Origin of the sequence: Pseudomonas sp. TH21 (assembly GCF_016651025.1) — a bacterium.
Classification (GTDB): domain Bacteria; phylum Pseudomonadota; class Gammaproteobacteria; order Pseudomonadales; family Pseudomonadaceae; genus Aquipseudomonas; species Aquipseudomonas aylmerensis.
In genome coordinates this window covers 4,778,688-4,792,187 of record NZ_JAEKEQ010000001.1, presented here as the reverse complement: position 1 = coordinate 4,792,187, position 13,500 = coordinate 4,778,688, and the positions used below count along the sequence as shown (strand labels likewise).

The 13,500-nt window shown below is 62.5% G+C and carries 11 protein-coding genes and 1 pseudogene; all 12 read left to right on the top strand.

The genetic code is table 11. The features are described 5' to 3' along the window. Positions 1-217: 217 nt before the first annotated feature. The 12 genes and pseudogenes from flhA to JFU04_RS20975 all read left to right on the top strand — a co-directional run bounded on the left by flhA (position 218) and on the right by JFU04_RS20975 (position 13,438). Positions 218-2,331: pseudogene (gene flhA, locus JFU04_RS21030) on the top strand (flagellar biosynthesis protein FlhA). Positions 2,332-2,343: 12 nt separating this feature from the next. Then, positions 2,344-3,660, top strand: coding sequence for a flagellar biosynthesis protein FlhF (gene flhF / locus JFU04_RS21025; RefSeq protein WP_065909827.1), 1,317 nt, complete (start codon positions 2,344-2,346; stop codon positions 3,658-3,660). A 106-nt stretch (positions 3,661-3,766) separates the two neighbouring features. Continuing rightward, positions 3,767-4,600, top strand: a complete 834-nt coding sequence (gene fleN / locus JFU04_RS21020; protein WP_003192912.1) for a flagellar synthesis regulator FleN — start codon at positions 3,767-3,769, stop codon at positions 4,598-4,600. Further along, positions 4,597-5,337, top strand: a complete 741-nt coding sequence (gene fliA / locus JFU04_RS21015; RefSeq protein WP_201145656.1) for an RNA polymerase sigma factor FliA — start codon at positions 4,597-4,599, stop codon at positions 5,335-5,337. The genes fleN and fliA overlap by 4 nt, the downstream gene beginning before the upstream one ends. 170 nt (positions 5,338-5,507) lie before the next feature. Next, positions 5,508-5,882 (top strand): chemotaxis response regulator CheY, encoded by a 375-nt coding sequence (locus JFU04_RS21010; protein WP_015885173.1) that lies wholly within the window; start codon positions 5,508-5,510, stop codon positions 5,880-5,882. A gap of 18 nt (positions 5,883-5,900) precedes the next feature. Then, positions 5,901-6,689 (top strand): protein phosphatase CheZ, encoded by a 789-nt coding sequence (locus JFU04_RS21005; protein WP_065909831.1) that lies wholly within the window; start codon positions 5,901-5,903, stop codon positions 6,687-6,689. 11 nt (positions 6,690-6,700) lie between these two features. Then, positions 6,701-8,908 (top strand): chemotaxis protein CheA, encoded by a 2,208-nt coding sequence (locus JFU04_RS21000; protein ID WP_106803038.1) that lies wholly within the window; start codon positions 6,701-6,703, stop codon positions 8,906-8,908. A 47-nt stretch (positions 8,909-8,955) separates the two neighbouring features. Next, positions 8,956-10,092 (top strand): protein-glutamate methylesterase/protein-glutamine glutaminase, encoded by a 1,137-nt coding sequence (locus JFU04_RS20995; protein ID WP_201145655.1) that lies wholly within the window; start codon positions 8,956-8,958, stop codon positions 10,090-10,092. Then, entirely contained in the window at positions 10,092-10,832 is a 741-nt protein-coding gene (locus JFU04_RS20990) for a flagellar motor protein (protein ID WP_010208778.1), read from the top strand. The genes JFU04_RS20995 and JFU04_RS20990 overlap by 1 nt, the downstream gene beginning before the upstream one ends. A 63-nt stretch (positions 10,833-10,895) precedes the next feature. Beyond that, the gene (gene motD, locus JFU04_RS20985; RefSeq protein WP_065909838.1) at positions 10,896-11,783 is read left to right on the top strand and encodes a flagellar motor protein MotD; all 888 of its coding nucleotides are present in this window, start codon (positions 10,896-10,898) and stop codon (positions 11,781-11,783) included. 51 nt (positions 11,784-11,834) lie between these two features. Then, positions 11,835-12,623 (top strand): ParA family protein, encoded by a 789-nt coding sequence (locus JFU04_RS20980; protein WP_014719332.1) that lies wholly within the window; start codon positions 11,835-11,837, stop codon positions 12,621-12,623. Further along, positions 12,623-13,438 (top strand): CheW domain-containing protein, encoded by an 816-nt coding sequence (locus JFU04_RS20975; protein WP_106803040.1) that lies wholly within the window; start codon positions 12,623-12,625, stop codon positions 13,436-13,438. Before JFU04_RS20980 ends, JFU04_RS20975 begins: the two co-directional genes overlap by 1 nt. Positions 13,439-13,500: the final 62 nt, after the last annotated feature.

The window sequence follows — 13,500 nt, the reverse complement described above, 5'->3', positions numbered from 1 at the left end:
TGGCTTGCCTGCGATGACTTAGCTCAGCCTGGCCCTTCAGGTGACCGACACACCGCCATCGCAGGCAAGCTCCTGCATTTGAAACGCGTTCCCCTCGACGATCGTCGCCCTGAAACCAAAGTTGGAAGGCTTCTTGCAATACCGCCTCCAGGACGCCTCCCGGCGTCAAAAGTTTGCTTCAAGGAAACGAGGAATACCGGTGGTGGATCGCTCTCAAATGCTCGGCACGGCCCGTACGACCCTGACTGACCTCTCGCGGGGCAATCTGGGTGTGCCGTTGTTGTTGCTGGTGATGCTGGCAATGATGATGTTGCCGATGCCGCCGTTCCTGCTGGATGTGTTCTTCACCTTCAACATTGCCTTGTCCGTGGTGGTGTTGCTGGTCTGCGTATACGCTCTGCGACCGCTGGATTTTGCGGTATTCCCGACCATCCTGCTGGTGGCGACCCTGTTGCGCCTGGCGCTCAACGTGGCGTCGACGCGCGTGGTGATGCTCCACGGCCAGGACGGCCACGCCGCCGCCGGTAAGGTGATCCAGGCCTTCGGTGAGGTGGTGATCGGCGGCAACTACGTGGTGGGTATCGTGGTCTTCGCGATCCTGATGATCATCAACTTCGTGGTAGTGACCAAGGGCGCCGGGCGGATTTCCGAGGTGAGCGCGCGCTTTACCCTCGACGCCATGCCCGGCAAACAGATGGCCATCGACGCCGACCTCAACGCCGGCCTCATTGACCAGAACCAAGCCAAGTCGCGCCGTCTGGAAGTGGCCCAGGAAGCCGAGTTCTACGGCTCCATGGACGGTGCCAGCAAATTCGTGCGCGGTGACGCCATCGCCGGCCTGCTGATTCTGTTCATCAACCTGATCGGCGGCATGGCCGTCGGGATCTTCCAGCACGGCATGACCTTCGGCGATGCCGGCAAGGTTTATGCCTTGCTGACCATTGGTGACGGTTTAGTGGCGCAATTGCCATCACTGTTGTTATCCACAGCTGCCGCGATCATGGTGACCCGTGCTTCGGGCTCCGAAGACATGGGCAAGCAGATCAGTCGCCAGATGTTCGCCTCGCCCAAGGCCCTGGCCGTGGCGGCGGGCATCATGGCGATCATGGGCATCGTGCCGGGCATGCCCCACGTGTCGTTCCTGAGCATGGCGGCCATGGCGGCCGGCGGTGCCTACCTGTTCTGGAAGAAGCAGAACGCGGTCAAGGTCCAGGCCCAGCAGGAAATCGCGCGCCAGCAGGAACTGCTGCCGTCGCCGGCCCGGGCCCAGGAAACCAAGGAGTTGGGCTGGGACGACGTGACTCCGATCGACATGATCGGCCTGGAAGTCGGCTACCGCCTGATCCCGCTGGTCGACCGCAACCAGGGTGGCCAATTGCTCGCGCGGATCAAGGGGTGCGCAAGAAACTCTCGCAGGACCTGGGCTTCCTGATGCCCACCGTGCATATCCGCGACAACCTCGACCTGGCCCCCAGCGCCTACCGCCTGACCCTGATGGGGGTGATCCTGGCCGAAGCCGAGATCTACCCGGATCGCGAACTGGCGATCAACCCGGGGCAGGTATTCGGCAGTCTCAACGGCATTACCGCCAAAGATCCGGCTTTTGGCCTGGACGCGGTGTGGATCGAAATCAGCCAGCGCAGCCAGGCGCAGTCTCTGGGCTACACCGTGGTGGACGCCAGTACCGTGGTCGCCACCCACCTCAACCAGATTCTGTACAAGCACTCCCATGAGCTGATCGGCCACGAAGAAGTCCAGCAATTGATGGGTTTGCTTGGCAAAGCCTCGCCAAAACTCGCCGAAGAACTGGTGCCGGGCGTGCTGTCGCTGTCGCAACTGCTCAAGGTGCTGCAGGCGCTGCTGGCCGAGCAGGTGCCGGTACGCGATATCCGCAGCATTGCCGAGGCTATCGCCAACAATGCCGCCAAGAGTCAAGATACTGCCGCCCTGGTGGCTGCGGTGCGCGTCGGATTGTCGCGCGCAATCGTCCAAAGCATTGTAGGGCTTGACTCTGAGCTGCCTGTGATCACCTTGGAACCAAGGTTGGAACAAATATTGCTCAATAGTATTCAGAAGGCAGGACAAGGCCAGGAAGAGGGCGTTCTGCTGGAGCCAAGCATGGCTGAGAAGCTGCAGCGTTCGTTGATCGATGCCGCGCAGCGCCAGGAAATGCAGGGCCAACCGGTGATCCTGCTGGTGGCCGGCCCCGTCCGGGCGATGTTGTCGCGGTTTGGGCGCCTGGCAGTACCGAATTTGCACGTTTTGGCTTATCAGGAAATTCCTGACAACAAGCAAGTGACTATCGTCGCGACAGTAGGGCCCAACGGCTGAGGGTAGTGGGTTATGCAAGTTAAGCGTTTTTTCGCCGCCGATATGCGTCAGGCTATGAAACTGGTTCGTGATGAGCTGGGCGCCGACGCCGCGATTATCGGTAACCGTCGTATTGCCGGCGGTGTCGAGCTGACGGCTGCCCTGGATTACACTCCCCAGGCCCTGGCCCCGCGCGTCCCGAACATGGAACTCGAAGACGAGCTGCGCAAGACGGCCTCGCGCATTGTCTCGGCCCAGGCCGAACTGAGCATGCGTGGTGACAGCGACGCCACCACTAACCGCCAGTTGTTCGCCGGCCTGCCGCTGACCGCTGCCGAGCCGCTGGTCGAGCCGACTTTCGTTGAACCCCCGCGTCCTGCAGCGCCGGCCCCGGCCGCCGCAGTCGACCAGCGCGTGTTCGACTCGATGCGCTTTGAGCTCAATGGCCTGCGCGAGCTACTGGAAGTGCAACTCGGCTCCCTCGCCTGGAACCAGCTGCAAGGCAGCAAGCCGCAGCAGGCCAACCTGTGGCGTCGCCTGCAACGCATCGGCCTGTCCGGCCCGTTGTCGCGCGACCTGCTGGCCCTGACCACTGAAATCGAAGAACCTCGCCAGGCCTGGCGCATGTTGCTGGCCCACTTGGCGCGGATGATCGTCACCCCGGAAATCGAGCCGCTGGAAGAGGGCGGTGTGATCGCCATGGTCGGCCCTGCCGGCATGGGCAAGACCACCACCCTGGCCAAGCTGGCCGCCCGTTACGTGCTCAAGTACGGCGCGCAGAATATCGCGCTGGTGAGCATGGACAGCTACCGTATCGGTGCCCAGGAGCAGCTCAAGACCTTGGGTCGGATCCTCAATGTGTCGGTGACCCATGTCGATCCGGGCCAATCCCTGGCCAACGCCCTCGACCCGCTGCTGCGCAAGCGCGTGGTGCTGATCGATACCGCCGGCCTGCAAGCCAGCGACCCGGCGTTGCGCATGCAGCTGGAAAGCCTGGCCGGGCGCGGTATCAAGTCGAAAAATTACCTGGTGCTTGCAACCACCAGCCAGAAACAGGTTCTTACCGCTGCGTACCATAGCTACAAACGCTGCGGCCTGGCCGGCTGCATCCTCACCAAGCTCGACGAAACCGCGAGCCTGGGCGAGGTGTTGAGCCTGGCCATCAGTCATGAGTTGCCGGTCGCCTACCTGACCGACGGCCCGCGGATTCCGGATGATCTGCATCTGCCGCGCCGTCATCAGTTGGTCAGCCGTGCAGTCAGCGTGCAAATGCAAGAAGAGCCTAGCGAGGAAGCGATGGCCGATATGTTCGCCGACCTCTATCACAGCCCGGCAAAGCGGGTGGGTTGAGGGCAGGATGAACACCGTGAAATGTACCTACATCGATGGTCTGCAAGCGATTCACGCGGCCAAGCCATGTAGCCTGCGTCTAAGCAAGACAAGGTAAAGAAATAAAATGGGCAGCATGCATCCCGTACAGGTGATCGCGGTGACCGGCGGCAAAGGTGGCGTCGGGAAAACTAACGTGTCAGTGAATTTGTCCCTGGCCCTGGCAGAGCTTGGCCGTCGCGTCATGCTGCTGGATGCTGACCTGGGGCTGGCGAACGTCGACGTTCTGCTGGGGCTGACGCCCAAACACACGCTTGCCGATGTGATCGAGGGGCGCTGCGAGCTGCGCGACGTGCTGCTGCAGGGCCCTGGCGGTATCCGCATCGTGCCGGCCGCCTCCGGCACCCAGAGCATGGTGCACCTGAGCCCGGCGCAGCATGCCGGCCTGATCCAGGCGTTCAGCGATATCGGCGACAACCTCGACGTGCTGGTGATCGACACCGCCGCCGGGATCGGCGAGTCCGTGGTCAGCTTCGTGCGCGCTGCGCAGGAAGTCCTGTTGGTGGTCTGCGATGAACCCACCTCGATCACCGACGCCTATGCCCTGATCAAACTGCTTAACCGTGACTACGGCATGAACCGCTTCCGTGTGCTGGCGAACATGGCCCAGAGCCCACAGGAAGGGCGCAATCTGTTCGCCAAGTTGACCAAGGTCACGGATCGCTTCCTCGATGTCGCCTTACAATACGTCGGCGCAGTTCCCTACGACGAGTGTGTACGCAAGGCTGTGCAAAAGCAGCGTGCAGTCTACGAAGCGTTCCCTCGTTCCAAATGCGCCTTGGCGTTCAAGGCTATTGCCCAGAAGGTCGATACCTGGCCGTTGCCTGCCAACCCTCGGGGGCATCTGGAGTTTTTCGTCGAGCGATTGGTGCATCAGACGAGCGCAGGACCGGTGCTATGACATCCAGCGGCTACAACCTTTACAAGAAATCGGCACGTGACAGCCAGGGTGAATTGATCGAGCGCTATGCGCCGCTGGTCAAGCGCATCGCTTATCACTTGCTGGCACGCCTGCCCGCCAGCGTCCAGGTCGAAGACCTGATCCAGGCGGGCATGATCGGCCTGCTCGAAGTGTCGACCAAATACGACGCGAGCAAGGGCGCGAGTTTCGAGACGTATGCGGGTATCCGCATCCGTGGCGCGATGCTCGATGAAGTGCGTAAAGGTGACTGGGCGCCGCGTTCGGTGCATCGCAATACGCGCATGGTCAGTGACGCAATTCGCGCAATTGAAGCAAAAACCGGTCGCGACGCTAAAGATCACGAAGTTGCGGCCGAACTCCAATTGGGTCTCGACGATTACTACGGGATTTTGAACGATACCTTGGGCAGCCGCCTGTTCAGTTTCGACGACCTGTTGCAGGACGGCGAACACGAAGGGCTGCACGAGGACGGCGCGAGTGCTCATCTGGAGCCGTCGCGCGACCTGGAGGATGAACGCTTCCAGGGTGCGCTGGCGGACGCGATTGCCAATTTGCCGGAGCGTGAGCGACTGGTGTTGGCGCTGTACTACGACGAAGAGCTGAACCTCAAGGAAATCGGTGAGGTCCTGGGAGTCAGCGAATCGCGGGTCAGCCAGTTGCACAGCCAGTGCGCAGCCCGCTTGCGGGGGCGTTTGGGAGAGTGGCGAGCGCGCTGACAGGCAGTGTTGGGGAGCACTGCAAACCACACCGCGAGGGTGATTGACCCTCGCGGGATCGGCCCGTGGTGCCCCCGGCAGTCCTTTTTGTGTAATGCCTGTTGATTGAAATGGCGCGTCCAGGTGCTGGGCGCGTTTAAGACTGCTTGGAGGTCGAATTGGACAAGAACATGAAAATCCTCATCGTTGATGACTTCTCAACGATGCGGCGGATCATAAAAAACCTGTTGCGTGACCTTGGGTTCACTAACACGGTCGAGGCGGATGACGGCATTACGGCGATTCCGATCCTCAACAGCGGGAGCATCGACTTTCTGGTAACGGACTGGAACATGCCGGGCATGACCGGTATCGACTTGCTGCGCCATGTGCGCGCCGACGAAAAACTGCGCAGCCTTCCCGTGCTGATGGTGACCGCCGAAGCCAAGCGTGAGCAGATCATCGAAGCCGCCCAAGCCGGGGTCAACGGTTACGTGGTCAAGCCATTCACTGCATTGGCCTTGAAAGAGAAGATCGAAAAAATCTTCGAACGCATCCACGGCTAATGCCATCGCGGGGGAGCTATGGAGCATAAAGAAACGTCACAGGGAGACTTTGAGTCGACCCTGAAAAAGCATGCTCACCAGTTGGTCGACAGCCTTGAAAAAGGCCAGTTCGGCGACGCGGTGCAGTTAATCCATGAGCTCAACCAGACCCGTGACCGCGGCCTGTATCAGGAAGTGGGCAAGCTCACACGCGAGCTGCACAGTGCGATTGTCAATTTCCAGATTGACCCGCACATGCCCCAGGCCGAAGAAATTTCGCAAATCACCGACGCGACCGAACGCCTGTCCTATGTGGTCAGGCTGACTGAAGCAGCGGCCAATCGCACCATGGACCTGGTGGAAAACGCCACGCCCCTGGTCAATGGCATGGCTACCGAAGCCCAGGCCCTGAGCCACGATTGGGGCCGCTTCATGCGCCGCGAGGTGGGGGCTGAGGAGTTTCGGGAGCTGGCGCGTCGGGTCGACGGATTCTTGTCACGCAGCGAGCAGGAAAACCGCACGGTTTCCAGCAACCTCAATGACATTCTGCTGGCCCAGGATTACCAGGACCTCACCGGCCAGGTGATCAAGCGTGTGACCCAGTTGGTCACCGAAGTGGAAAGCAACCTGCTCAAACTGGTGCTCATGGCCGGCCAGGTAGACCGTTTTGCCGGCATCGAACATGACCGTGAAGCGATCCTCTCGGAAAAAGATCCACAAAAACATCTCGCCAAGGGTGAAGGTCCGCAGATTCATGCCGATAAACGTGAAGACGTTGTGTCAGGTCAGGATGACGTAGATGACCTGTTATCCAGTTTAGGCTTCTAAGGAGCACCCACATGAGCTTCGGCGCCGATGAAGAAATCCTTCAGGATTTCCTTGTAGAGGCCGGCGAAATTTTAGAGCAACTGTCCGAGCAACTGGTCGAGCTGGAAAGCCGTCCGGATGATGCGAACCTGCTCAATGCAATTTTTCGCGGTTTTCACACTGTAAAAGGGGGCGCCGGCTTCCTCCAGCTCCATGAGCTGGTGGAGTGCTGCCACATCGCCGAGAACGTGTTCGACATCCTGCGCAAGGGTGAGCGTCACGTTGACTCGGAATTGATGGACGTGATTCTCGAAGCACTGGATGCGGTCAATGGCATGTTCAGCGAAGTCCGCGAACGTGCCCCGATCACTGCGGCCACCCCGGAACTGCTCGCCGCCCTGGCGCGCCTGGCAGAGCCGGCCGACACCTCGGCAGCGCCCGTGGCGCAAGCTGAGCCTGCGCCTGTGGCAGAGCCTGAAGCGGATGTGACGGACAGCGAGTTCGAGCAGTTGCTCAACTCCCTCAACGCGGTGAAAGCCGAGGCTGAAGCGCCTGCAGCCGCCGCGCCACAAGCGCCGACCAGCGAAGACATTACCGACGCAGAATTTGAATCCCTGCTCGACCAGTTGCACGGCAAAGGCCAGTTTGCGGCCGACGCCGTGGCGCCTGCCGCCGCTGTGGATGCGCCTGCCGCGTCGACCAGCACCGACATCACCGATGACGAATTCGAGGCACTGCTCGACCAACTGCATGGCAAAGGCACCTTCGCGGCCGACGCCTTGCCGGAAGTCGCCGCGACTGCCACTGCGCCGTCCGCTGCGGCAGAACCTGCGGGCGACGGTCTGATCAGCGACCACGAGTTCGAATCCCTGCTCGACGAATTGCACGGCAAGGGCAAGTTCAGCGAAGTGGCTCCGGCTGCTGCCGCGACCGCCACCCCGGTGGCGGCCAAACCGGCGCCGGCCAAGGCCGCTGCACCTGCTGCTGCCAAACCGGCCCCGGCACCTGCCGCCGCCCCGGCTGCTGCCCGCGCGCCGGCGGCTGCCGTGGCCGAGAAGCCGGCCAGTGAAGCCGAAACCACCGTGCGCGTCGATACCGCGCGCCTGGACGACATCATGAACATGGTCGGCGAACTGGTGCTGGTGCGTAACCGCCTGGTGCGCCTGGGCCTGAGCAGTGGCGATGAAGCCATGCAAAAGGCCGTGTCGAACCTCGACGTGGTCACCGCCGACCTGCAGACCGCCGTGATGAAGACGCGGATGCAGCCGATCAAGAAAGTCTTCGGGCGCTTCCCGCGCCTGGTTCGCGACCTGGCACGCCAGCTCAAGAAAGAGATCAACCTGGAACTGGTGGGCGAAGAGACCGACCTCGACAAGAACCTGGTCGAGGCCCTGGCCGATCCGCTGGTCCACTTGGTGCGCAACGCCGTCGACCACGGCGTCGAAACCCCGGAAGAGCGCGAAGCTTCGGGCAAGTCGCGCAACGGCAAAGTGATCCTGGCGGCCGAGCAGGAGGGTGACCACATCCTGCTGTCGATCACCGATGACGGCAAGGGCATGGACCCGACCATCCTGCGCAATATCGCGGTCAAGCGTGGCGTGATGGACAAGGACGCCGCCGACCGCCTGACCGACACCGAGTGCTACAACCTGATCTTCGCCCCGGGCTTCTCGACCAAGACCGAGATTTCCGACGTGTCCGGCCGTGGCGTCGGCATGGACGTGGTGAAGACCAAGATCAGCCAGCTCAACGGCTCGATCAACATCTACTCGACCAAGGGCCAGGGCTCGAAGATCGTCATCAAGGTGCCGTTGACCCTGGCGATCATGCCGACCCTGATGGTGATGCTGGGCAACCAGGCCTTCGCCTTCCCGCTGGTCAACGTCAACGAAATTTTCCACCTCGACCTGTCGCGCACCAACGTGGTGGACGGCCAGGAAGTGGTGATCGTGCGCGACAAGGCGTTGCCACTGTTCTACCTCAAGCGCTGGCTGGTGGCATCGGCCAAGCATGAAGAGCAGCGCGAAGGCCATGTGGTGATTCTCTCCGTGGGCACCCAGCGTATCGGCTTCGTGGTCGATCAACTGGTGGGCCAGGAAGAAGTGGTCATCAAGCCTTTGGGCAAAATGCTGCAGGGAACCCCGGGCATGTCGGGTGCGACCATCACCGGTGACGGTCGGATCGCGCTGATTCTGGATGTTCCGAGCATGCTCAAGCGTTACGCCGCTCGGCGTATTTGATTCTGGTGGGGCAGGGCGGTTTGCCCGCCCCGTCTAACGGAGTGTTTATGGTAGTCAAGGTCCTGGTGGTGGACGATTCGGGTTTCTTCCGCCGCCGCGTCTCGGAAATTCTTTCCGCCGATCCAACGATTCAAGTGATCGGCACGGCCACCAACGGCAAAGAGGCGATCGATCAGGCTATCGCGTTGAAGCCCGACGTGATCACCATGGACTACGAGATGCCGATGATGGATGGCATCACGGCTGTCCGTCACATCATGCAGCGCTGCCCGACCCCGGTGTTGATGTTCTCCTCGCTCACCCACGAAGGCGCCCGGGTCACCCTGGATGCGCTGGATGCCGGCGCGGTGGACTTCCTGCCGAAGAATTTCGAAGACATCTCGCGCAACCCCGAGAAGGTCAAGCAACTGCTGTGCGAGAAAGTCCACAGCATTTCCCGCAGTAACCGTCGCAGCCTGTTCAGCACGCCTGCACCTGCATCTGCACCTGCACCGGTTGCGGCGCCGGCCCCGGCCCCTGCGTTTGGTCGACCTGCGCCTGCGCCCGCCCCGGTGGCTCGGCCTGCCGTGGCCCCGGCCCGCGCTCCGGCGCCCAGCGCCCATTCGCCCGCGCCCAAGCGCAAGGCCTACAAGCTGGTCGCCATCGGTACCTCCACCGGCGGCCCGGTGGCCTTGCAGCGCGTGTTGACGCAATTGCCGGCCAACTTCCCGGCGCCGATCGTGTTGATCCAGCACATGCCGGCGGCCTTCACCAAGGCCTTTGCCGAACGCCTGGACAAGCTCTGCCGCATCAGCGTCAAGGAAGCTGAGGATGGCGACATCCTGCGTCCAGGCCTGGCGCTGCTGGCGCCGGGTGGCAAGCAAATGATGGTCGACGGGCGTGGTGCGATCAAAATCCTGCCGGGCGACGAGCGCCTCAACTACAAGCCGTGCGTGGACATCACTTTCGGTTCGGCGGCCAAGTCCTATGGCGACAAAGTTCTGGCGGTGGTGCTCACCGGCATGGGCGCCGACGGCCGTGAAGGCGCACGCCTGCTCAAGCAGGGCGGCAGCGCGATCTGGGCCCAGGACGAAGCCAGCTGCGTGATCTATGGCATGCCCATGGCGATCGTCAAGGCTGACCTGGCCGACGCCGTTTACAGCCTGGACGAGATCGGCAAGCATCTGGTGGAGGCCTGCCTCTGATGGATGTATTGAGCCTGATCGGCATCATCATGGCGTTTGTCGCGATCATCGGCGGCAACTACCTCGAAGGCGGCCACCTCGGCGCCCTGGCCAACGGCCCGGCGGCCTTGATCGTGATCGGCGGCACGGTCGGCGCGGCCCTGTTGCAGTCGCCCTTGAGTTCGTTCAAGCGCGCCATGCAGATCCTGGTGTGGATTATTTTCCCGCCACGCGTGGACCTGCCCGGCGGCATCGACCGCGTGGTCAACTGGAGCCTCACCGCTCGCAAGGAAGGCCTGCTCGGCCTGGAAGGCGTGGCCGATGCCGAGCCCGACAGCTACGCGCGCAAAGGCCTGCAACTGCTGGTGGACGGCGCCGAGCCGGAAGCGATCCGCAGCATCCTGGAAGTGGATTTCTACACCCAGGAAAGCCGCGACATCAACGCGGCCAAAGTCTTTGAAAGCATGGGCGGCTACGCGCCGACCATCGGCATCATCGGTGCGGTGATGGGCCTGATCCACGTGATGGGCAACCTGGCCGACCCGTCGCAACTGGGCAGCGGCATTGCCGTGGCGTTCGTGGCCACCATCTACGGTGTCGCGAGTGCCAACCTGGTACTGCTGCCGGTGGCCAGCAAGCTCAAGTCCATCGCCATGCGCCAGTCGCGTTACCGCGAGATGTTGCTCGAAGGCATCCTGTCGATTGCCGAGGGTGAGAACCCGCGGTCGATCGAATTGAAGCTCCAGGGCTTCATGGATTGATGAACATGGCTATCGACTTGTGGCGAGCGGCCACATGATTTACGTACAGAGAGGTGTCAGCCTGTGAGCCGTCGCCGTCGCGAGCCTGAAGAGCACGTCAACCATGAACGCTGGCTGGTGTCCTACGCGGACTTCATCACCTTGCTGTTCGCGTTTTTCGTGGTGATGTACTCCATCTCGTCGATCAACGAAGGCAAGTACAAAGTCATTTCCCAGGCGCTGATCGGGGTGTTCAACGACGCCGACCGCGCCCTCAAGCCGATCCCCATTGGCGAGGAACGGCCCAAGACCGTGACCCCGGCCAAGCCGTTGGTCAATGACAGCGATGAAACCGCCGCCGGCGTAGGCGGCACCAGCGACCCGTTGAAAAGCATCGCCGACGACATCAGCGCCGCGTTCGGCGATCTGATCAGTTCCAACCAGATGACCGTGCGCGGCAATGAGTTGTGGGTGGAGATCGAACTCAACTCCAGCCTGTTGTTCGCCAGCGCCGATGCAATGCCCAGCGACCAGGCGTTCACCATCATCGACAAGGTGGCGGCGATCCTCAGGCCGTTCGAAAACCCGATCCACGTGGAAGGCTTTACCGACAATTTCCCGATCAGCACCGCGCAGTACCCGACCAACTGGGAGCTGTCGTCGGCGCGGGCCGCGAGCATCGTGCGCATGCTCGCGATGCAGGGCGTAAACCCCGGGCGCCTGGCCTCGGTGGGTTATGGCGAGTTCCAGCCGGTGGCCAACAACGCCACGGTGGAAGGCCGCGCGCGCAACCGCCGGGTGGTACTGGTGGTCTCGCGCAACCTGGATGTGCGCCGCAGCCTGACCGGTACCGGCACCGCCAATGCAACACCGGACGCGGCCTTGAAGCGGGCTGGCACACAAACTGCACCGGCCCCTGCAAAGCCGCCGGTGCGTCAGAGTGCCGTCAATTCTCCGTCGCCGGCTCAATAACCTTATGCAATGTCTCGGTCGCGCCTGTGCCTGCCGGGAGGAACCATCCGAATGAGAGTCTGGGCAGTTGCCAATCAAAAAGGTGGAGTCGGCAAGACCACCACCTCCATCGCCTTAGCCGGTTTGCTGGCCGAGGCGGGCAAGCGTGTGGTCGTGGTGGACCTGGACCCGCATGGCTCCATGACCAGCTATTTCGGCTACGACCCGGATGCGCTGGAGCACAGCTGCTACGACCTGTTCCTGCACAAGGGCAGCGTGCCGGCCGACCTGCCCGGGCAACTGCTGTTGCCCACCAGCAACGAGAGTATTTCCCTGCTGCCGTCGAGCACCGCGCTGGCCACCCTCGAGCGCCAGTCGCCGGGGCAGAGCGGCCTGGGCCTGGTGATCGCCAAGACCCTGGCGCAACTGTGGCAGGACTTCGACTACGCGATCATCGACAGCCCGCCGTTGCTCGGCGTGCTGATGGTCAACGCCTTGGCGGCCAGCCAGCAACTGGTAATCCCGGTGCAGACCGAGCACCTCGCGGTCAAAGGCCTGGAGCGTATGGTCAGTACCCTGGCGATGATCAACCGCTCGCGCAAGCAGGCGCTGCCGTTCAGCATCGTGCCGACCCTGTTCGACCGTCGCACCCAGGCGTCGCTGGGCACCTTGCGCGTGCTGCGCGATGCCTACCCGGACACCATCTGGAATGGCTACATCCCGGTGGACACGCGCCTGCGTGACGCCAGCCGCGCCGGCCTGACCCCGTCGCAGTTCGACGGTAAAAGCCGTGGCGTGCTGGCTTACCGCGCGTTGCTCAAGCACCTGCTGTCCCAGCAGCTTGTCGCGCAGGTGGCGTGATGAACCGTCCCATCGAACTCAAGACCCGGCCGCAACTGGCACTGGAATCCTACCTGGATGCCCTGCTGCAGGATGCGACCGAGGAAGAGCAGCCGATACTGGTATTGGAACCGGCCCTGGCGCCGGAAAGCACCCTGGATGAATTCCAGTTGGCGGTGCTGGAAGAACAGGCTCGCGATGCGCAGGTCGTGACCGCGCCGGTGGTGGTGCCGATCGCCCCGGCAGTTGTCGTGCCCGTGGTGGTCGAGCCGGTGGTCGTTGCCCCGGTCGTGGTCGAGCCGGTGGTGGAAGTCCACCTGCCGCCCAGCATCACGCCGCCGCCGGTGGCCGGTGATGATCGCCCGGCCTGGGCCGCCGAGCCGTTCGAATGCCTGTTGTTCGACGTCGCCGGGTTGACCCTGGCGGTGCCGCTGGTGTGCCTGGGCTCGATCTATTCCCTGGAAGGCCAGGAACTGACGCCGCTGTTCGGGCAGCCGGAGTGGTTTCTCGGCATCCTGCCCAGCCAGGCCGGCAACCTCAAGGTGCTGGACACCGCGCGCTGGGTGATGCCCGACCGCTACCGCGATGATTTTCGCCAGGGCCTGCAATACGTGATCTCGGTGCAGGGCTACGAGTGGGGGCTGGCGGTGCATCAGGTCAGCCGCTCGTTGCGCCTGGACCCGAATGAAATCAAATGGCGCAGCCACCGGGGCCAACGGCCTTGGCTGGCGGGCACCGTGATCGAACACATGTGCGCGTTGCTCGACGTCGCCGAGCTGGCCGAGTTGATCGCCAGCGGCGCGGTCAAGACGCTGCCGGTGAATAAACGCAGTTGATTGAACAATAAGGGCCGCGCGGTTGCGCGGTCAGCGAAGCACACACGCCGTGTGAAGCGGCA

What these genes read in the sequence shown, in the direction of transcription:
- JFU04_RS20995 (WP_201145655.1), top strand. Translation starts at nt 8,956, where the DNA reads ATGGTAGTCAAGGTCCTGGTGGTGGACGATTCGGGTTTCTTCCGCCGC.
- flhF (WP_065909827.1), top strand. Translation starts at nt 2,344, where the DNA reads ATGCAAGTTAAGCGTTTTTTCGCCGCCGATATGCGTCAGGCTATGAAA.
- JFU04_RS20990 (WP_010208778.1), top strand. Translation starts at nt 10,092, where the DNA reads ATGGATGTATTGAGCCTGATCGGCATCATCATGGCGTTTGTCGCGATC.
- JFU04_RS21005 (WP_065909831.1), top strand. Translation starts at nt 5,901, where the DNA reads ATGGAGCATAAAGAAACGTCACAGGGAGACTTTGAGTCGACCCTGAAA.
- fliA (WP_201145656.1), top strand. Translation starts at nt 4,597, where the DNA reads ATGACATCCAGCGGCTACAACCTTTACAAGAAATCGGCACGTGACAGC.
- JFU04_RS21010 (WP_015885173.1), top strand. Translation starts at nt 5,508, where the DNA reads ATGAAAATCCTCATCGTTGATGACTTCTCAACGATGCGGCGGATCATA.
- JFU04_RS20980 (WP_014719332.1), top strand. Translation starts at nt 11,835, where the DNA reads ATGAGAGTCTGGGCAGTTGCCAATCAAAAAGGTGGAGTCGGCAAGACC.
- JFU04_RS20975 (WP_106803040.1), top strand. Translation starts at nt 12,623, where the DNA reads ATGAACCGTCCCATCGAACTCAAGACCCGGCCGCAACTGGCACTGGAA.
- JFU04_RS21000 (WP_106803038.1), top strand. Translation starts at nt 6,701, where the DNA reads ATGAGCTTCGGCGCCGATGAAGAAATCCTTCAGGATTTCCTTGTAGAG.
- fleN (WP_003192912.1), top strand. Translation starts at nt 3,767, where the DNA reads ATGGGCAGCATGCATCCCGTACAGGTGATCGCGGTGACCGGCGGCAAA.